This is a genomic window from Dysgonomonas sp. 37-18 (genome assembly GCF_001899125.1).
GTDB lineage: Bacteria > Bacteroidota > Bacteroidia > Bacteroidales > Dysgonomonadaceae > Dysgonomonas.
Genome location: NZ_MKVC01000041.1, coordinates 62,070 through 81,845 on the forward strand (window position 1 = coordinate 62,070; position 19,776 = coordinate 81,845).

Consider the following 19,776-nt stretch of genomic DNA (forward strand, 5'->3'; position numbering starts at 1 on the left):
AAAAGAGGCTGTAACAACAGTGTAATAATTTTGTTGCTGTAAAAACAAGGGAATAAAATATCACTAAAAATAAAAAGATTATGAAAAAAACAATTTTGGTTTCTATAGCATTACTATCATTAAGTATTGGTGTTAGTGCTCAAAAGATTAAAGGTTCGGACACAGTATTGCCTTTATCACAAAAAGAAGCAGAAAGTTTTATGAAGGCAAATCCATCCAGAACTGTTACAGTAACAGGTGGAGGAAGTGGAGTTGGTATATCTTCACTTTTGGCAGGAACTACTGATATCGCACAAGCCTCAAGAAAAATTAAATTCTCGGAGAGACAACAGCTAAAAGATAAAGGGAAAGAGGCGAAAGAGGTAATTATCGCCTATGATGCACTTGCGGTAGTAGTACATCCTTCTAATAAAGTATCGAACTTAACTCGCGAACAACTGGAAGGTATTTTTACAGGAAAGATAACCAATTGGAAACAGGTAGGTGGAGCAGACTTAAAAATAGTTCCTTATTCACGCGAAACATCATCGGGTACTTACGAGTTTTTTAGAGAGCACGTGCTGGCAAATAAAAACTATGTAAACGGAATAATGAGCTTGCCGGCAACAGGAGCTATTATCCAGTCGGTAGGACAAACGAAGGGGGCTATCGGCTATGTAGGGCTTGCTTATCTTAATAAATCGGTAAAATCAGTGCATGTATCGTATGATGGAGGAAAGAAATTTATAGAGCCATCAGTAGCCAATGCCAAGAATAAGACTTATCCTGTTGTACGTCCTTTATACTTCTATTACGAGGCAAAATCAGAGAAAACAGTAAAACCTTTTGTTGATTATGTATTGTCAGCTAAAGGACAGAAAATTGTATCGGACGTTGGATTTATCCCTGTAAAATAACGATTTCAGAAACAAAAGGAATAACATGAAACAACTAAAACGAATATTAGAGCGGATAGTTGAAAGCATACTAACAGTTAGCGGTGCTGTAACAAGCATCGCTATACTCCTTATCGTAATATTCTTATTCAAAGAAGGATTCGGATTGTTTAATTCTCCTTCTGTCGAACATGGCTATACACTTGTTGTAAACTCTAAGAATGCAGTTAACAAATTAAATGTTCTTGAGATAAAAGAGATATTTGATTCAGAAATAACGAATTGGGCAGAGCTTGGCGGAGCAGATGAAGAAATAAAGATTTTCAGAATAGATGATATTTTTAATATGTATTCTGAAGAAGAATTTGGAGAAGATTATGCTCTACTACCACAAAAGCTAGGTGAAGTGATTGCACAGAACCCGAATATCATAGCATTTTTACCCGAAAAATACGCTCCAACAAATATGCCCGGAGTGAAGGTGATTACAACAGGGAATATTAATGTTGAGGATTTTTTTGGAGGAAAGCAATGGATGCCCACAGCAACACCTGCTCCTTTATTCGGGGTATTACCTTTGATATTGGGAACTCTACTTGTGAGTATAGTTGCTATTCTGATTGCACTTCCTTTAGGGCTCGGAGTTGCTATCTATATATCAGAGCTGGCTAATGAACGAACACGCAAGCTTATGAAACCAACAATTGAGCTATTAGCGGGAATTCCCTCTGTGGTCTATGGTTTCTTCGGCTTAGTGGTTTTGGTTCCGATTGTGCAAAAGGCTTTTCACTTACCTGTCGGCGAAACTGCATTTACAGGTAGCCTTATCCTTGCTATTATGGCATTACCCACCATTATAACTGTTGCCGAAGATGCGATGCGTAATACGCCTCGGGCTATGCGTGAAGCAAGTCTGGCATTGGGTGCTACCCATTGGCAAACTGTTTACAAAGTAGTTATTCCTTATTCGATATCGGGTATATCAGCCGCAGTTGTATTAGGTATAGGCAGGGCTATAGGTGAAACTATGGCAGTGTTGATGGTTACGGGGAACGCAGCTATAATACCACACTCTGTGTTCCAATCGGTGCGGACAATTCCTGCAACTATAGCAGCTGAATTAGGTGAAGCTCCGGCAGGAGGAGCTCATTATCAGGCTTTGTTTTTGCTCGGATGTATTCTGTTTGTGATAACTATGATTATCAGCATTACAGCTGAGGCAATTTCTAAAAAGCAATATAATAAAGGATTATAGTTATGGATAAGAAATTAAGTCAGCGCATTGCATTTATTATATTTCGTATACTGGGTATAGCAGTAGTAGGTATCCTTTTCTGGATATTAGGATTTATCATCTACAACGGTATAGGTGTTATCAATTGGGAGTTTTTAACTTCAGCTCCAACAGAAGGTATGACCTCGGGTGGAATATTTCCGGCTATCGTAGGAACTATGTATCTGATTATAGGCAGTATGATATTTGCTTTTCCATTGGGAGTAATGTCTGCTATTTATACAAATGAATATGCCGGAAACAGCTGGATTGTAAAATTCATACGCGTAATGACCAATAATCTGGGGAGTATTCCTTCCATTGTTTTTGGACTTTTCGGGATGGCTTTATTTGTAAATACGCTCGGTTTTGGCGATTCTATTATTGCCGGCTCATTAACACTTGGCTTGCTTGTTCTTCCTCTTATTATTCGTACTACCGAAGAAGCACTCAAAGCTGTACCCGATTCGTACCGTACCGGAAGCCTGGCATTGGGAGCAACTAAATTACAAACTATTCGTAGGGTTGTTTTGCCTGCTGCTCTTCCCAATATAACTACCGGTTTAATTCTGTCTATAGGGCGTGTGTCAGGAGAAACTGCTCCTATTCTATTTACGGTTGCAGCCTATTTCTTGCCTAAGTTGCCCGAAAGTATGTATGATCAGGTCATGGCATTGCCATATCATCTATATGTAATTGCCACTAGTGGTACCGATATAGAAGCGTCTCGTCCTATTGCTTACGGAACGGCATTGGTGTTGATTGTCATTGTATTGTTTATGAATATTTTAGCTACTGTTTTAAGACGTTACTTCGGCAAAAAAGTAAAGACTAATTAATTAGAATAAGAAAATGATTGAAGCAAAAAATATAGATTTTTATTACGGAGACTTTCATGCATTGAAGGGTATAAATATGAAAATGGAGGCCAATACTATTACGGCTTTCATCGGACCTTCAGGATGCGGAAAGTCTACATTCCTACGCCTTTTTAATAGGATGAATGACCTTATCGACGGAACAAGACTTACCGGAGAGTGTTTAATTGAAAATGAAAATATATACGATAAGACAGTTCAGGTAGATGAATTGAGGAAAAGAGTGGGGATGGTTTTTCAGAAACCTAATCCTTTTCCCAAATCGATATTTGAAAACGTAGCCTATGGCTTGCGCGTGAATGACATGGCTGGTAAAAAAGATTTGGAGCAGCGAGTTGAAGAGTCTCTCAAGGCAGCAGCCTTATGGGATGAGGTGAAAGATAAACTAAAGAAATCGGCATTCGAATTATCGGGAGGACAACAGCAACGTCTTTGTATTGCGAGGGCATTAGCCGTTTCTCCCTCTATCTTGTTGATGGATGAGCCGGCATCGGCTCTCGACCCGATCTCTACTTCAAAAATAGAGGAATTGATCCACAATCTTAAGAAAGACTATACAATTGTTATTGTTACTCACAATATGCAACAAGCGGCTCGGGTAAGTGATAAAACCGGATTCTTCATGTTAGGAGAATTGGTTGAATTCAGCGAGACAAAAAAGATGTTCTTGAACCCGCAAAAGCAAGAAACTCAAAATTATATAACCGGAAGATTCGGTTAAGAAGGAGGTTGAATTAAAATTAGTTTCTTAAAATTACTATTAAAAGAAGAAAGAGATGAATATGATGAAACATACAGAACGGGAAATGTTAGCTCTGAGAGAAGAGGTAAACCAGATGTGGAAGTTGGTTATATCTCAGTTAGAAAAAGCAAAACAATCTTTTCTTAATGGAGATGTAGAGCTTGCCCGTGAGATTGTAAGCCGTGAGAAGCGCGTGAATGCATTCGAGCTGAAAATAGATAGCGATTGTGAAAACTATATTGCTCTCTACAGTCCTGTGGCTGTAGACCTAAGGCTGATCTTATCACTCATAAAGATTAGTAGCACGTTGGAACGTATTGGTGATTTCTGTGATGGAATAGCCCGATATGTGATCGATGATGACTGCAATAAGCCGGGCTCACAATTGTTGGAAGAGTTGCAATTAGAAAGAGTATTCGATGTACTGATAGGAATGCTTTCGGATGTATTTGTAGCTCTCGAGTCGGAAAATACAAAAATAGCGGGTAAAATATTAGCCAAAGATGAAGAGGTAGACAATATCTATCGCAATGCCATAGATGTATTGACTGTCTATTTGGAAAATAACCCTACTTTTATATATTGCGGTTTGAAACTTTTATTGCTTATTCGCAAGTTGGAACGCATTGGAGATCATTGTAGTAATATCGTAGAAGAGATTGTCTTTTATGTTGATGCCAAAGTTCTTAAACACTCGGGTAAAATAGGAAAAATCGAAAAAAAAGATGAGTAATTTCTTGAATAGCTTATCTTTGTAAAGAGTAAATACAGAATGTATGGGAAATAAGATTCTGATCGTTGATGACGAGAAAGACATTTGCGAGATATTAGAATTCAATTTAAGCAACGAAGGCTTTGACGTTGAATTAGCTTATTCGGCAGAAGAAGCCCTTAAGAAATTGAACCCCGATTTTTCTCTTATCCTCCTTGATGTGATGATGGGCGGAATGTCGGGCTACAAAATGGCGGAAAAGCTGAGGAAAGAAGGCAATAATATTCCTATTGTTTTCTTAACGGCCAAAGATACCGAAAATGATATGCTTACTGGTTTCTCGGTGGGAGGAGATGATTATATTTCGAAGCCATTCTCTATAAAGGAAGTCATTGCTCGTATCAAGGCAGTGGTAAAAAGACTGGAAGTCAAAAAGAATCCAAAAGAGTCAACTACTGAGTTAACCTTTGCCGGTATTGTGATCAATATGGACAAAAAAGAATTAACTGTGGATGGAGAAAAAGTAGCACTTACAAAAACCGAGTTTGAGATACTTGCCTTATTGGCAACAAATGTAGATAAGGTGTTTTCTCGTGAAGATATTATTCAGACTGTATGGCGTGAAACTCCTTATATTACAGAGCGGACTGTGGATGTGCATATTGCCCGCCTGAGGAAAAAAATGGGAGAATACTCCTCACTTATCACCAATCGTTCGGGTTATGGTTATAGATTTAATATAGGAGAATAATGAAGCTGACTTATAAGCAACGATTATTTTTATACTTTGCTATTATTTTCACTCTATTTACTGCTGGAATCTTTGTGTTCGAGCAGTCGAGGGAGCGGAGGTTGAGAACTGAAGCATTGGAAGAAAAATTGGATGCTTATGCCGAAATCATTAACTCTAGTCATGGCTTCCTGTCTCTGGATAGCCTCGAACAGCTTCTTCCTTCAAATATACGCCTGACCTTAATCGATAATGACGGGAATGTATTGTACGACAACTCTGTAAAAGATGTGCATACTCTCGAAAATCATACAATGCGCCCCGAAGTACAAGCTGCAATAGCAAAAGGACGAGGAAGTAATATAAGAATGTCTGCTTCTCTCAACAAGGAATATCTATATTATGCAAAGAAAATAGGCAACGGTTATGTTCGGGTAGCCCTTCCGTATGATATCCAAACACGTCGTTTTTTGGAGCCTGATAATTTATTTTTGTATTTCATCCTTGCATTTTTCTTTATTATACTCATTCTGCTGAATGCCATAACAAACCGTTTTGGAAAATCCATCAGGCAGCTTCGAGATTTTGTAATGACTTCAGATAGTGATAAGCTTCCGAAGCTTGATTTTCCGAATGATGAATTGGGGCAAATAAGTACCAAGCTTGTAGAAAATTACAAACAGCTAAGAAGAAGCCAAAAGCGAATAGCTCTCGAACGAGAGAAGCTATTGCAACACGTTCATTCATCCGAAGAGGGAATTTGTTTCTTTTCTGCAGATAGGAATGTTGAATTTTATAATGGGCTATTTATTCAATATCTCAACACAATTTCGAGTGAACCGAACAGCAACCCCAAAGAAATATTTTCAGATAGTGCTTTTGATGAACTCAATGACTTTCTGTCGCACGAAGATAAGGAAGAAAATTATTTTGAGATACATATCAGAAAGCATGGAAGACTATTTATTCTGCGGTTGAATATATTCGAAGACCGTAGTTTTGAGATCGTACTGAATGACATGACAGAGGAAGAAAAAACCCGATTACTGAAACAGGAAATGACAAGCAATATAGCACACGAATTGCGCACACCTGTAACAAGCATGCGGGGATATCTTGAAACAGTCCTTGTACAATCGGCTTTAGACGAAAATAAGAAGCAGCACTTTATAAGCAAGGCTTACAATCAGACGATCATCCTTTCGGAATTGATCGGAGATATGAGCCTCATAACTAAAATAGAAGAGGCTCCAACTTCTTTCCGAAAAGAAGAAGTGAACATTTATCAGTTGCTTAATGAATTGAATGACGATCTTGCGACAGCTTTGCAGAGCAAAAATATAGTAATGACAACCAATAATATTCCTGAAGGTTTGGCGATAAACGGGAATAGGAGTTTGTTATATTCCATCTTTCGTAATTTGGTGGATAATACCATTCGCTATGCAGGAGAAGATGTAACGATATGTGTAAGTGTATACAACGAAGACAAAGACTATTATTACTTTTCATTCTACGATACAGGGGTAGGGATCTCTGATGAAAAACATCTGAAACGCTTATTCGAACGCTTCTATAGAGTCAACGAAGGTCGTACACGTGATACAGGAGGCTCCGGCTTAGGGCTCTCTATCGTTAAGAATGCCATCGCGTTTCACAATGGTTCTATTATCGCAAAGAATAGAAAAGAAGGAGGCTTGGAGTTCTTATTCAAGCTAAAAAAATAGAATACCTGAACCATCACTTATAATCTCTTTGTCATCCTGAGGGAAACGAAGCATCTTTAGAGCCAGACTCAAAATAGATTCTTCACTTCACTCAGAACAACAAAAGATATTTCAGTTTATCCGTTTACTTTTTTATAATCTGCAAGGAATGTGGCTAATCCACTATCTGTAAGAGGATGTTTTAGTAATCCTTTGATTGCAGACAACGGGCAAGTAGCAACGTCAGCCCCTACCTCAATACACTGTATAATATGTTGAGTACTGCGGATAGATGCAGCCAACACCTGAGTAGACATATCATAAGTAGTATACATATCTACAATCTTACTTACCAACTCGATGCCATCACTTGAAATATCATCAAGGCGCCCAACAAATGGAGATACATAGGTAGCCCCAGCTTTTGCTGCTAATAAAGCCTGACCAACTGAAAATACCAATGTGCAATTCGTGCGGATTCCTTTCTTCGTGAAATATTTAATCGCCTTGATTCCATCCTCTATACAAGGAACTTTCACAACAATGTTTTTGTGTAAAGCCGCAAGCTCTTCACCCTCGCGTATCATCCCTTCATAATCCGTTGAAATCACTTCTGCGCTGACATCTCCATCTACAATTTTGCAGATTTCCAGATAATGATTCCGTTGATTTCCTACTCCTTTTATTCCTTCCTTTGCCATAAGGGACGGATTGGTGGTTACTCCGTCTAATACTCCTAAATTGTTAGCTTCGCGGATTTGATCCAAATTCGCTGTGTCGATAAAGAATTTCATGATATGTTATTATATTTATGAATACTATCCTCTAATATCCGAATATATTTTAATTAAAACAAATCAGATAGTCTGTTTGTTTCCACTCTCCATATGCTTTATACCATCTTAATATATAGACAGATATAATTCTTTTGCACTCTGTTGAAAAGATTGTTTAGCAGATCGTTGCCATATGAGATAATACCTATTACTTTTGCAATCTCATTCAGGTTTATCTCAACAAAACGCTATGGCTATATCTAAACACTACTGGTATCATACTATTGCTATTCTCACAGTAATTGTTTGGGGTACTACCTTTGTTTCCACAAAGGTTCTTATAGGTTATGGATTATCTCCTTCCGAAATTCTTATTTATCGCTTCCTGTTGGCATATATAGGTATTTGGTTTGTCTGCCCGAAAAGGCTTTTTGCTAAATCTGTTAAAGATGAGCTTCTGTTTGTTGCCGCCGGACTATGTGGGGGCTCCCTCTATTTTGTATTCGAAAATACGGCACTGCAAATAACGCTGGCATCCAATGTATCTCTTATTATATGTACCTCTCCTATATTTACTGCCTTTCTTTCCTACTTGATGTACCGAAAGGAAAAATTGAAAGCATCCCTTATATTTGGTTCTCTCACAGCTCTGCTTGGGGTTGGCTTGGTTGTTTTCAATGGTAGCTTTATATTGCAGATCAATCCTCTAGGTGATATTCTGACAATACTGTCTGCCCTGTCGTGGGCTTTTTATGGGATTGTATTGCGCAAGGTCAACGGGCGTTATTCAACACTTTTTATTACTCGTAAGGTATTTATTTATGGTATAATCACCATGCTTCCTTTTCTTGCTTTTAGCCCTTCATCCCTTCATCCTGAATTGCTTGTGCAGCCTGTTATTATTGCTAACCTGTTGTTCTTAGGGCTGATCGCTTCACTGCTTTGTTTTATAGCATGGAACACAGCTGTAAAAGAACTTGGTATTGTACAGACATCCAACTATATCTACTTTGTACCGCTGGTAACATTGCTTACTTCTGCCATTGTAATAGATGAACATATTACATTGGTTGCTCTTCTAGGGTCTGTGTTTATTCTATTCGGTGTATATGTTGCCGAGAAAGGGTTCAGATTTGGTTTGAAGAAAAAGGCCACATAAGAAAATATATTTTCAGCCCTTGAGTATTCTCTTTAAGTAGGATATATCTAATAGATTCACAGTTTCAAAAGTTCCTTTATAAAACACTCCCCAGTTGTTGAAAACACAAGGCAGCTCTTTTCCCTTTTGCAGCGTATCCACTTGAATGAATGACACCGGGACATTGTTGGTTTCGCAATACTCTTTTGTCATCTCAATACTCTGATAGACATAGGGACATTGCATATCATAATAAATTGTAAGCTCTTTATTTGCTATTTTCAGGCTCTTGGCATTTTGTGCAAACTTTGGTGTTGTCCCGTCAAGAGAAAGTGCCAGTAATTCATATCCATTGTCGGTCGTATCAACAACCTCGAACCCAAATCTTTTTGCAAATGATTGGTCAGAGAGCCACGATTTTTGTTTTTGCGCTCCGAGCATGCAAATGCCCGATTTGCCCTTTTTCTTTGCATCAGCCAGGCAATACTCCATCAGCGATCTTCCATAACCTTTTCCTTTGTAATTGCCTAAAACCCACAAGCAATATACATAGTAATAGTTGTCGCCGATTATGGGAACCCAAGCCGTTTCCAATGGGGCATATTCAATAAAAACGGTAGCTTTTGCATTTAGTTTTCTAAAGACATGGCCCTCAGTCAGTCTGTCTGAGAGCCATTGTCTTTTTGCTTCAATACCTTGATGAGTCTTTTTACTACGGATAATGCAGCATAAGTGCTCATCGGTAAGGTTTTCTGTTGTTAAGTTTACAAAATCATCAATCATCTGCTTTTGTTTCAAACTAACATATATCTCGTCTTATTTCAGTCCGTCTTTTTTAGCCTTCATTGATGAATAGCCCAGATAGAATATGATTACCGCATACATCAACAATGCCAGCCATTGTGAACCGGCAGAGTCTAGCCACTCTTTGTCAACAAGATCAACTCCTCCGAAACGTAAGGTTGCGCTAACAACTCCCATCAAAGCACCTCCGGCAATGAATCCTGATGCCAATAATGTTCCTTTGTCCAATCGTGCCGAATTTAATGCTTTATCTTTGCTACGACTGCCTACATACCAGTTTACTGCACCACCAACCAATAGCGGCACATTCAGTTGAAGCGGAATAAACATTCCTAAAGCAAAGGCAAGAGCTGGTACTCTAAAGAATGTAAGCAATAGAGCGATCAATGCACCAATGCCATATAGTATCCATGGCGCACCTGTACCCGACATTAGTGGGTCTATAACGGCAGCCATTGCGTTAGCCTGTGGAGCTACAAGAGCACCCTCTCCGGTAAAGCCGTACGTATCGTTCAATATGATCATTACTCCTCCTACTGTTGCAGCAGAAACGAGTGTTCCTAGAAACTTCCACGATTGTTGTTTAGCCGGAGTCGTTCCCAGCCAATAACCGATCTTTAGGTCGGTTATAAATCCACCCGCCATAGACAGGGCCGTACATACCACCCCTCCCATAATCAAAGCTGCTACCATACCCGAAGTACCTTTTAGTCCTACTGCCACCATGATAACTGAAGCAAGGATAAGGGTCATCAGTGTCATCCCCGAAACAGGGTTTGTTCCCACTATGGCAATCGCATTGGCAGCTACGGTGGTGAATAAGAAAGCAATTATCGCTACCACCAGAATAGCTATGACAGCGTAGAACAGATTGTGCATTACACCCAGATAGAAGAAAATGAATGTTGCAAGCAAAGCGACTATTACTCCGATAGAAATTATTTTCATGGGGAGATCAAGCTGAGTGCGCTTATCTATTTTCGATGCATCTTTATTACCTCCTTTAAACTCTTTAGAAGCAAGTCCTACAGCACTTTTGATAATAGGCCATGACCGAATGATCCCGATTATACCTGCCATTGCAATACCTCCGATACCAATATGGCGTGCCATAGATGAGAATATCACCTCAGGGCTGGCTGATGCTATTCCGTCAATAAGCCCTCCTCCCGGCAAATAAGGAGCAGGATTTAACATTTGCAGTGTCGTATCTCCTAATAATGGCAGAAGAGGAACAAGTACAAACCAAACCAATGCAGAGCCGGCACAGATGATAGCTGCGTATCTTAGTCCTACGATATATCCCAAGCCGAGAACAGCTGCTCCAACATTAACGCTGAATAGCATCTTCACTTTATTGGCTAAAGTCTCACCGTAAGGGATCACACGTGATGTGAAGGTTTCGCCCCATGTACCGAATGTGGCTATAACAAAGTCATAAAGTCCTCCGATCAGCCCGGCTATAATAAGGGGCTTGGCCTGATCTCCTCCCTTTTCGCCCGATACTAGTACTTGTGTAGTGGCGGTAGCCTCGGGGAAAGGATATTTTCCGTGCATATCGGAAACAAAGTATTTACGGAAAGGAATAAGGAACAAGATTCCTAAAATACCTCCGAGCAACGAACTAAGAAACACCTGAAAGAAATCGACCGAAATATCGGGATATTTAGCTTGCAGGATGTAAAGTGCAGGCAGGGTGAATATAGCTCCGGCTACAATAACCCCGCTACTTGCCCCAATGGATTGTATTATGACATTCTCACCAAGTGCGTTTTTACGCTTGGTGGCGCTCGATAGCCCTACGGCAATAATAGCGATAGGAATAGCGGCTTCGAATACTTGTCCTACTTTCAGACCCAGATAGGCTGCTGCAGCACTAAACAAAACGGCCATCAGCAGTCCCCACATAACCGACCATGGCGTAACTTCTTTGTATTGCTTATTGGGAGACATTATGGGGTTGTACTCTTCTCCCTCTTTGAGCTCATGAAAAGCGTTTTCAGGTAATCCGCTTATCTTGTCTTCATTTTCTGTTTTCACGGGCTAACTATTTTTTTGTTACAAATTTCTTCTGAAAGTATTACAGATACAAATCTACATTATTTTTTACAGTTATGAAAAAGAACTTATTCCAACATCTTTTTTATTTCCAACATCATAAAGTTTAAAAAGTGACAAAATACGATTTTTATACGATAATCTTATATACTTGTTAAGTGTCACATTATAATGTTATTACTTACTTTTTTGAGAATAAAAGGTGACAAAAGTGACACTTTTTAGCCTGTTTTTATCTGTCACCTTTTTGTCCTGATCAGTAACTGATATAAGATAAATTATGGATTATAAAACACAGTCTGTTTTATTTGCAAGAGGTTGTTCATGTCGTTTAGGATGACAGTGCAACAAGTGATTTCTTCAACTACAGATTAAAATCCCATACCAAGCTCAAACATTAGCCTGTTGGCATCGCTCGAACCAAAATAAGAGAATTTACCTGTGAACTTACGCAGTAATGTTAGCCAGAATCCTCCTCCATAAGAGGAATGCCACTTTTGTGAAACATCGTCAGGATACCATACACGTCCATGATCTACTCCAACAAACACTCCATAGTTAAGCGGAGTGAGTGGATTGTTCAGCCGTCCCATATCAAGCCGTATATCCGAGTACTGATAGAATGAATGACGACCGATGAAGCGGTTACTCCGATATCCTCTCAGTTCGGTTGTTGCTGCCTGAAAGAAATCATATTTGTCAGAGAACAGGCTCTTTCCTTTAAGTAGAGTAGCAAAAGTAATTCTGTCTGTTAGTTTAAGATTCAAACCGAATTCTCCTGTTGTATAAGCAAAATTACGCTCGGGTTTGGTTACGTTCACAGTCCATCCCGACGAAACGGAGAACTTGACAGACGAAACAAAAGATTGCATTTTCTTATTGAACTCATACGCCGCGCCAAGATCAACAAAGTATTTGGTAGAGAATATCGAGTTGTCATCATCGTAGAATGTATTGATGAAGCGATCACGATTTTTAGGGTTTTTCACTTGATACGATTCTATGGAAGTATAGATGTTGAATGTCTGGTCTTTGTTGATATTGTAATAGAAAGACGGCTTTAACATGTACTTTTTGATATTAACACGATTGTAGTTCTTGTTCTCATTTTTATAACCATCCGTGTTGTTGCCGAACCCGAAGAAGTTGCTAAAATAAGAAGGGCTACCCACCAGAGCCAATACGTGCAGGCTTTTTTTCTCATCATAGCTTGGAAAAATTCCCTGATATATAAATCCATTGTTTAAATCGTAGCTTATCTGATGTCTTCGTGTATAAGGAGCTCGCCTAAAGCCGTATACGGTGTACGAAAAGGATGTCCCGAGATTCAAACCTAAATCGGAGTCATAGATTCCTATCGGAGTCACAGAAAGTGATGTATGTCTCAATCGCTGATAGTCATACTCCAACGCACTTTCGTCGTTAGGGATAATTACTTTTGCATTGTTGATGGCTTTTAGCTGTTCTTTCTCTGACTTCGACTCGTAAATAAATACGTTATTCCCTTGTTTTACCTCATAGTCGTTATTATCGTTACCTCCAATAAGTAAGATTGCAATATTTCTTCTTCGTTTATTTACCTCGAAGCTGTCTTCACCTCCTAGTCCGTATAGCCATATTTCTTTTGTCCGTTTTGGCGAATATTTTTTGTCGAAAGTGAGCTTATTCGTGTTTTTATCAAAGATGCGTATGTGCAATTCCTTTCCATTCTGATCTATTACAAACTTCTCGCTTCTATCTGTACCCGTTATAACCGGATTCTTTTGTAGAGTAGTATAATATTTCAAAGCGATATCCTCCAGATTTTTTCTTCTGGCTTTAAGTCTTTCTTTTAGTTTGTTGATATCCTCATTTTGCATTTCCTTCGGTAGCGCAGAAAACGCATTGTCTATATCTCTATCTGTTAAGTCTAATTTTAACATTCGTGCTTGCTCTTGCCAATCTTCGGCTGTGCTTCTTTGTGTAATTGCAATATCGAGAGGCTGAGCCAGTGTATTTATTTTCTTGATATTTTTTATATGAGCTTCATAGTTGGTAATAAAGCCGACACCCAGCATTCCTAATAGGCCTTTAAAGAGAAAGCCGTCTACTTTCGAGAAGGCATGGCTTCTGTCTATCACCTGAGGTTGATATACAACAGAATCACCTTTCGGAGTTGATATCCAGTACCAGTTTTCCGATACTTTGTTCCAATCGCCGATAAGCATATCAAACAATCGCATCTTGATATATAAGTCCTGATCTACTGATGTAGGATTTGTACTGTGCAGGCTATCTATTAATGTCTCTACATTGGTGAGGATTTTTTTATTCTTCAAAGCGGGTAGCTCTGATATACTCACGAGTTTATTCTTTAGTTGATTATCGTCTATAATCGTGTCCGTTCCATCGTCAAGCATGTAGTAAATACGGGTATTCATCGAACAAATATTTGCCGACCTTGCCAGCTTTTCCGACACAAGAAACATATATGGATGAACGATTGTATACGCTTCAGTAATAAAATCATCCAGATATGTATCTTTAAAATCTTCATGATGATATACATCTCTGAAAAATTTGGACTCCAAAAAGCTTGAAGAACCGCCAAGTGGCTTTAGCATAAATAGCTGGTCTCGTTTGTTCTTCAGAATAAACGCATGAAGCATCGGGCGTTCGCTGATAATGGATAACCCTCCATAAGATGAATCTAAAGACGCTGCTTTGGCTGTGATGGGTTTGTAGTATACGTCTCTGTAATGTTTTCCCCACGCCCAGGTGTAAAACGAATTGTGCTTTTTCTTTTCGTTAGAATAGATAGGCTTTTCTATATTTTGCCCAATGCGCACAGGTATAGAATCATCCGCATTATCTTGTGCCAATACATTTAGCGAAGTAAAGTTTAAGCAGATAAAGCTGAATATTGTGATGTAATATTTCAGGAGTGGTTTAAGCAATATTTTACAGTTTATTTCTGGTGTAATAATGTTTTGTTGTAGAGTATCGGTGTAAATGTAATTAAAAAAACGAAAAGCAAACTCAATTTACTTTAATTCTCTTATTACTTTACATGGATTGCCTGCTGCAAGACAATTTGCAGGAATCGATTTTGTGACCACACTTCCTGCTCCGATAGTAGTATTGTCGCCAATAGTTACACCGGCAAGTATAATAGATCCCCCGCATATCCATACATTGGAACCGATAGTAACCGGAGCCGAATCTATTTTCCAGAACGAAGGCGCAGCATTCTCATCGGTATTGTAAGATAAGCGTTCATTCGGATTTACAGGATGTGAAACAGCGTATATCTGTACATTGGGACCTATACCTATATTATTCCCGATTGTTATTTTGTTGCAATCAAGAAACACACAATTCATATTGATTTCGCAATTGTCTCCAATATGGATATTTTCACCATAATCGACATAAAAAGGTGCAGTAATCCAAACGTTTTCTCCTTTCGATCCAAGGATCTGACCGAGCAATTTATCTAGCGTTTCTTTATCCTCGCTTGCTGTTTGGTTATATTGCTGTGTTAGTTTTTTTGCCAAATGCCAGCGTGTAATTAATTCGGTATCTCCCGGATCATAATATTCGCCTGCCAGCATTTTCTCTTTCTCTGTTTTCATTTTGTATATTTTATAGACCTGTTAAAGTGATGATTAATAACCCTACGCATACAGCGGTGATCGTAGCCACCAGCCCCGGAATCATAAACGAGTGATTGAGTACCCATCGTCCGATGCGGGTTGTTCCTGTGCGGTCAAAATTGATAGCAGCCACTACTGTTGGGTAGTTGGGTAAGAAAAAGTACCCGTTGACTGTAGGGAACAATGCGATAAGCATCCAGGGCGATATACCCAGAGCAATACCTAATGGCATCAATGCCCGTACGGTTGCTGCTTGGCTGTATAATAAAATAGACATAACAAATAAGGCGACACCAAATATCCAGGGCATGGAGGTAACAACCCCTTCTATAGAAGCACGAAGTTGCTCCATATTGCCGTTGATAAAAGTATCTCCCATCCATGCAATACCAAAGATGGCAACTACCGCTTGCATTCCTGCAACGAATACAGACCCCTGAGCCGCTTTTATCCCATCAGTACGGGTTAAGAGCAGAATGAGTGCAGCAGCCGAAAGCATCAGTATCTCTATAATGATGGGCATATTCAGCGTTTTACCTCCTATCTGCCTTAACCCATCTATAGATCCGAAAAGAATAATAAGAACGGTAGCCAATATAAAGATAAGGACAGATAACCCTGCTTTACTTTTTAGACTATATTTTTTTTTGTCAGAGACTTTATCTTGGCTGAACATTCCTGCATCGAGGCGTTTAAGATATTCGGGGTCTTCATGCAATTCTTTTCCCATGCGCATACTCACGAATGCACCAAGCAATACTCCTATCAGGGTTGAGGGTATGCTTATCATTAGAATGTTGAGTAAGGATATATTGTATCCGGCGAGCATACTCAATAGGGCAACCGTTGCCGCAGAGATTGGGCTGGCGGTTATAGCTTGCTGCGAAGCGATTACGGCGATTGACAGAGGTCGCTCGGGGCGTATTTTCGTTTCTCGTGCTACTTCGGCTATCACCGGCAGTACGGAGTAGGCGACATGTCCTGTTCCGGCTACGAATGTGAATAGATATGTGACGATTGGGCTGAACAGTGTGATCCGTTGGGGGTGTTTACGCAGAAATTTTTCGGCAAGGGATACCATAAGGTCGAGCCCGCCTGCTGCCTGCATACAGCCCGCTGCTGCTATCACAGCGACTATCATCAGCATTACGTCGATAGGAGGGGAGGTTGGCTCCAGGCCAAACCCGAAGACCAGAATAGCCAATCCGAGACCACCCATCACTCCAAGGCCGATACCTTGCAAACGCGCGCCTACAATGATTGCGGCAAGTATAAAAAGAAACTGAATCAGCATATATTGCGATCAAAATGTTTAAAATATAACGACAAAAATAGATGATTGTTTTTGTCTGTCATAATTTTAAGCGCATGGATGTATATGAAGGCTCTACAAAACCTAATTTTTTATATAGTTCCTTACCGTCATCTGTTGCGTACAGATCGATAGAAGAAACGCCTTTCTGTCTTGCTTCATTTATGATCTTCCCAATAACTTGTGAAGCAATGCCCTTGCGCCTGAATTCAGGATAAGTAACAACATTTAGCAATGTACCTGTCAATCCTGTAATAAAAGAAGGGTTTGCAGGCCTTTCTTGTATGATGAGGAATGCGGCAGATGCTATTTTGCCTGTTGGATGTTTAGCTATCACAGCTATGAAATCTTCCAACGGAATATGTTTTGCCAAATACACTTTTAGTTGAGCCCGGATATCCTTTTCGTTCTGATCTGATAAACGTCCCTGATCCATTGTCAAGAAATCAATCCGAAGTCGGATCAGATCGTCAATATCATCCAAAGTTGCTTTGTAAATATTCATTATTGTTGTTGCTAAAAAAATTATATCCCGATTTATCTTTCTAACTTTTTATAGATGAAGATTCTCTTTTACAAAACCATATATACTTTGCTTATCTCCGATAATCCACAAAATATCTCCTGTAGAGAAGGTTGTATTTGCCGGAGGATTGATTTTAACTGTTCCTTTACTCTCAAATCCCACGACAAAGCATTTCTTTTCTTTGCCCATTTCCGATTCGTATAGGCTTTTGTTGTTCAGAACAGAATTTTCTTCCACGATGAGGGATATACATTTGATGTTAGAATGCGGATCATTGTCTTGCTGCTTAGAGAATTCGTGTATTGTCCGCAAAGTACTCTTGAACATTGTTATGCAATTCTTCATAGTCATCAGGCGGTCAATATTCATAATGTTTCCGGCCACTAAGAGCAGGTCGCCGGATTCTAGTACAAAGTCTCCGTTCGGAAAATATAGATCTTCTTCGCCTCTGCGTACTGTAATAATGATCAGATCGTATCGTTGCCTGAAGTCGGTATCCTTAAGCATTTTATGCTCATATTCAGAACCGGGTTCCAGTTTGAATTTCCCTACATACAGGTTGCTTTCTATCCAGTTTGTATTGTCGAGATCGTAAACGACTACTCCTCCGTTCTGCTTTAGGGAATTTCTTCGTCTTTCTTCCAATATCCTCTGGTTAAAGTTTACTACAAACCTGTATTCTATTTTCCAATACAGCTTGAGCAGGTGCTTCGATTGTATCACAAGGAAGATAAGCACGCCTGCAATCAGTACCGATACCCAAATAGGGATGGTTAGAAACAGCCATAAGAGAACATAGATAAAAGCATAAGCAATGATAAATCGAAGTAGTATTAACGAAGATAGTATAATTCTGTTTTTTACACTTCGTTGCCAAAGTTTCAATATCAGGTAAGGCTGTTGCCCTCCTCTATAGACAAGCCCTTTGAGAATTGGAGAGATAGCCAGAAAAGTGATTACAAGGCAAATAATATTTCCCCAAGGTTCTGCTATATGTTCGTTGATAAATGGAGCGATGAAGCTCGATGTAACGATAATAGCACCAATACATAATGATATGAAAACAATTACATTCGATATGTAATTAGTTAGAAATACACTCCAGTCACTTTGATTTTTAGGATTTTCAAGCCTTTCGTCCTTTTCAAGTATTTTCTGCCTCCATGAGTCGGGTATGGTTTTCATCATCCAATTATAAAAAGGAATGCTTGCAGCCATAAGGTATGGAGTAGTAAACGTAGTAAGTATAGAAACGGCAATAATGATAGGGTAAATAAAATTGTCGGCCAATTGATAGGCTATCGCCGAGCTTGCCACGATAAAAGCAAACTCGCCAACCTGAGCCATACTGAATCCCGACTGGATAGATACTAACATAGATTCGCCGGATAAGCGTGCTCCTACAGCAGTGAATATTATTTTTCCTAATAAAACGGCCAATGTAATTATAATTACACTCACGAAGTTCTCTTGTATTACGGTAGGATTCATCATCATACCCACCGAAACAAAAAAGACGGCTCCGAAAAAGTCTTTTATCGGTTTGGTGAGGGTTTCTATTTTCTCGAGCTTTATTGTTTCTGCTAAAATAGATCCCATGATAAATGCGCCCAATGCCGAAGAAAGTTCAACCTCTGTAGCAAAGACTACCATACCTAAACACAAGCCTAAGGAAATGATAAGCAGTGTTTCATCATTGAGCCATTTTTTTGCTTTTTTGAGAAAGGTAGGTATAAGGAAGATACCACATACAACCCACACGACCATAAAGAAGATCAGTTTCCCTAAACTGAGCAACATTTCGGTGCCTTCAAAGTGGCGGCTTACGGCAATCGTTCCCATAAATACCATGACGAGGATGGCAAAAAGGTCGTCAAATATAAGTATGCCGAAAACTACTTCTGTAAAACGTTTGCCTCTATATTTTGGGTCTTCGAATCCTTTTACGATAATAGTAGTGGACGATAAACAGAGCATACAGCCCAGTATAAGGCTGTTCCATGTACCCCATCCGAGCCATAGCCCGATAAAGTAACCGGATACACCGAGCCCTATGGCAATCATGATGAGTGTTATAAATCCTGTCTTTCCATTACTGATGAGTTTCTTGAAGCTAAATTCAAGCCCCATACCAAATAAGAGGAATATAACACCAATCTCTGCCCAGATATTTATATTTTCAGCATCCGTAACTGTAGGGAAAAAACTGGAGTGGGGCCCTGTCAAGAATCCTGCAACTATATATCCTAATACTAAAGGTTGGTTTAACCATTTGAATATGATGGTTATTATTCCCGCAATTATCAATATAAAAGCTAAATCGCTAATTATGGATGGTAAATGAGTCATTATGTTTATTTTATATGTGAACTAGAACTTTCTTTTTAGACAAAACTGTTTCATGTGGATAGTTTATTTATCTACAAATGAATGCTCTATATAATCTATTATTTGTGAATATAATTTAACCCTTCGGTAATCCTAGCAATTAGGAAATGGTTAAAAATACAGTATTTCACGCTTTTATGGGTATAAATTTAATAAAAATTGTCGGAACTTGGACATTCTTTTTTTGTTGAATGGGATTTTTAATACTGCAAACAGCTGCTAT

General features: G+C 39.1%; 16 protein-coding genes. 8 read left to right on the forward strand and 8 right to left on the reverse strand.

Features of this window, described 5'->3' with window-relative positions:
- The first annotated feature begins 80 nt into the window (after positions 1–80).
- The 7 genes from BGO84_RS15725 to BGO84_RS15755 all read left to right on the forward strand — a co-directional run bounded on the left by BGO84_RS15725 (position 81) and on the right by BGO84_RS15755 (position 6,937).
- A complete protein-coding gene (locus BGO84_RS15725) occupies positions 81–896 on the forward strand; it encodes a PstS family phosphate ABC transporter substrate-binding protein (protein ID WP_283685622.1) in 816 nt (271 codons plus the stop codon).
- A gap of 25 nt (positions 897–921) precedes the next feature.
- On the forward strand, positions 922–2,130 hold the full coding sequence (pstC, locus tag BGO84_RS15730; RefSeq protein WP_135106556.1) for a phosphate ABC transporter permease subunit PstC: 1,209 nt from the start codon (positions 922–924) through the stop codon (positions 2,128–2,130).
- Between the two features lie 2 nt (positions 2,131–2,132).
- Positions 2,133–2,987, forward strand: coding sequence for a phosphate ABC transporter permease PstA (gene pstA / locus BGO84_RS15735; RefSeq protein WP_283685624.1), 855 nt, complete (start codon positions 2,133–2,135; stop codon positions 2,985–2,987).
- Between the two features lie 13 nt (positions 2,988–3,000).
- Positions 3,001–3,747 (forward strand): phosphate ABC transporter ATP-binding protein PstB, encoded by a 747-nt coding sequence (gene pstB / locus BGO84_RS15740; RefSeq protein WP_135106560.1) that lies wholly within the window; start codon positions 3,001–3,003, stop codon positions 3,745–3,747.
- Positions 3,748–3,808: 61 nt separating this feature from the next.
- Entirely contained in the window at positions 3,809–4,501 is a 693-nt protein-coding gene (gene phoU, locus BGO84_RS15745) for a phosphate signaling complex protein PhoU (protein ID WP_306461441.1), read from the forward strand.
- A 43-nt stretch (positions 4,502–4,544) separates the two neighbouring features.
- Positions 4,545–5,231 carry a response regulator transcription factor gene (locus BGO84_RS15750; RefSeq protein WP_291030634.1) on the forward strand — a complete coding sequence of 229 codons (687 nt, stop codon included), beginning with the start codon at positions 4,545–4,547 and terminating at the stop codon, positions 5,229–5,231.
- Positions 5,231–6,937 (forward strand): ATP-binding protein, encoded by a 1,707-nt coding sequence (locus BGO84_RS15755; RefSeq protein WP_291030636.1) that lies wholly within the window; start codon positions 5,231–5,233, stop codon positions 6,935–6,937. Before BGO84_RS15750 ends, BGO84_RS15755 begins: the two co-directional genes overlap by 1 nt.
- A gap of 116 nt (positions 6,938–7,053) precedes the next feature.
- On the opposite strand, the gene fsa is transcribed toward BGO84_RS15755, so the two are convergent.
- Entirely contained in the window at positions 7,054–7,710 is a 657-nt protein-coding gene (gene fsa / locus BGO84_RS15760; protein WP_291030638.1) for a fructose-6-phosphate aldolase, read from the reverse strand.
- A gap of 232 nt (positions 7,711–7,942) precedes the next feature.
- Here fsa and BGO84_RS15765 point away from each other — a divergent pair, with 232 nt between their 5' ends.
- Positions 7,943–8,851: a DMT family transporter gene (locus tag BGO84_RS15765; RefSeq protein ID WP_291030640.1), complete on the forward strand. Its 909-nt coding sequence runs from the start codon at positions 7,943–7,945 to the stop codon at positions 8,849–8,851.
- Positions 8,852–8,863: 12 nt separating this feature from the next.
- On the opposite strand, the gene BGO84_RS15770 is transcribed toward BGO84_RS15765, so the two are convergent.
- From BGO84_RS15770 to BGO84_RS15800, 7 genes are all read right to left on the reverse strand, one after another.
- Entirely contained in the window at positions 8,864–9,613 is a 750-nt protein-coding gene (locus BGO84_RS15770; protein WP_291030642.1) for a GNAT family N-acetyltransferase, read from the reverse strand.
- 33 nt (positions 9,614–9,646) lie between these two features.
- Entirely contained in the window at positions 9,647–11,674 is a 2,028-nt protein-coding gene (locus tag BGO84_RS15775; protein WP_291030644.1) for an oligopeptide transporter, OPT family, read from the reverse strand.
- A 389-nt stretch (positions 11,675–12,063) separates the two neighbouring features.
- Positions 12,064–14,628, reverse strand: coding sequence for a hypothetical protein (locus BGO84_RS15780; protein ID WP_291030646.1), 2,565 nt, complete (start codon positions 14,626–14,628; stop codon positions 12,064–12,066).
- Between the two features lie 87 nt (positions 14,629–14,715).
- A complete protein-coding gene (locus tag BGO84_RS15785; protein ID WP_291030648.1) occupies positions 14,716–15,306 on the reverse strand; it encodes a sugar O-acetyltransferase in 591 nt (196 codons plus the stop codon).
- A 10-nt stretch (positions 15,307–15,316) separates the two neighbouring features.
- Complete coding sequence (locus BGO84_RS15790; protein ID WP_291030650.1) at positions 15,317–16,621, reverse strand: anaerobic C4-dicarboxylate transporter; 1,305 nt, start codon at positions 16,619–16,621, stop codon at positions 15,317–15,319.
- A gap of 58 nt (positions 16,622–16,679) precedes the next feature.
- Positions 16,680–17,144, reverse strand: coding sequence for a GNAT family N-acetyltransferase (locus tag BGO84_RS15795; RefSeq protein WP_291030652.1), 465 nt, complete (start codon positions 17,142–17,144; stop codon positions 16,680–16,682).
- A gap of 48 nt (positions 17,145–17,192) precedes the next feature.
- Positions 17,193–19,514 carry a cation:proton antiporter gene (locus BGO84_RS15800; RefSeq protein ID WP_291030654.1) on the reverse strand — a complete coding sequence of 774 codons (2,322 nt, stop codon included), beginning with the start codon at positions 19,512–19,514 and terminating at the stop codon, positions 17,193–17,195.
- Positions 19,515–19,776: the final 262 nt, after the last annotated feature.

Excerpts from the sequence above, each read along its gene's own strand:
- BGO84_RS15725 (WP_283685622.1), top strand. The coding sequence starts at position 81 with ATGAAAAAAACAATTTTGGTTTCTATAGCATTACTATCATTAAGTATT.
- pstC (WP_135106556.1), top strand. The coding sequence starts at position 922 with ATGAAACAACTAAAACGAATATTAGAGCGGATAGTTGAAAGCATACTA.
- pstA (WP_283685624.1), top strand. The coding sequence starts at position 2,133 with ATGGATAAGAAATTAAGTCAGCGCATTGCATTTATTATATTTCGTATA.
- pstB (WP_135106560.1), top strand. The coding sequence starts at position 3,001 with ATGATTGAAGCAAAAAATATAGATTTTTATTACGGAGACTTTCATGCA.
- phoU (WP_306461441.1), top strand. The coding sequence starts at position 3,809 with ATGATGAAACATACAGAACGGGAAATGTTAGCTCTGAGAGAAGAGGTA.
- BGO84_RS15750 (WP_291030634.1), top strand. The coding sequence starts at position 4,545 with ATGGGAAATAAGATTCTGATCGTTGATGACGAGAAAGACATTTGCGAG.
- BGO84_RS15755 (WP_291030636.1), top strand. The coding sequence starts at position 5,231 with ATGAAGCTGACTTATAAGCAACGATTATTTTTATACTTTGCTATTATT.
- fsa (WP_291030638.1), bottom strand. The coding sequence starts at position 7,710 with ATGAAATTCTTTATCGACACAGCGAATTTGGATCAAATCCGCGAAGCT.
- BGO84_RS15765 (WP_291030640.1), top strand. The coding sequence starts at position 7,943 with ATGGCTATATCTAAACACTACTGGTATCATACTATTGCTATTCTCACA.
- BGO84_RS15770 (WP_291030642.1), bottom strand. The coding sequence starts at position 9,613 with ATGATTGATGATTTTGTAAACTTAACAACAGAAAACCTTACCGATGAG.
- BGO84_RS15785 (WP_291030648.1), bottom strand. The coding sequence starts at position 15,306 with ATGAAAACAGAGAAAGAGAAAATGCTGGCAGGCGAATATTATGATCCG.
- BGO84_RS15790 (WP_291030650.1), bottom strand. The coding sequence starts at position 16,621 with ATGCTGATTCAGTTTCTTTTTATACTTGCCGCAATCATTGTAGGCGCG.
- BGO84_RS15795 (WP_291030652.1), bottom strand. The coding sequence starts at position 17,144 with ATGAATATTTACAAAGCAACTTTGGATGATATTGACGATCTGATCCGA.
- BGO84_RS15800 (WP_291030654.1), bottom strand. The coding sequence starts at position 19,514 with ATGACTCATTTACCATCCATAATTAGCGATTTAGCTTTTATATTGATA.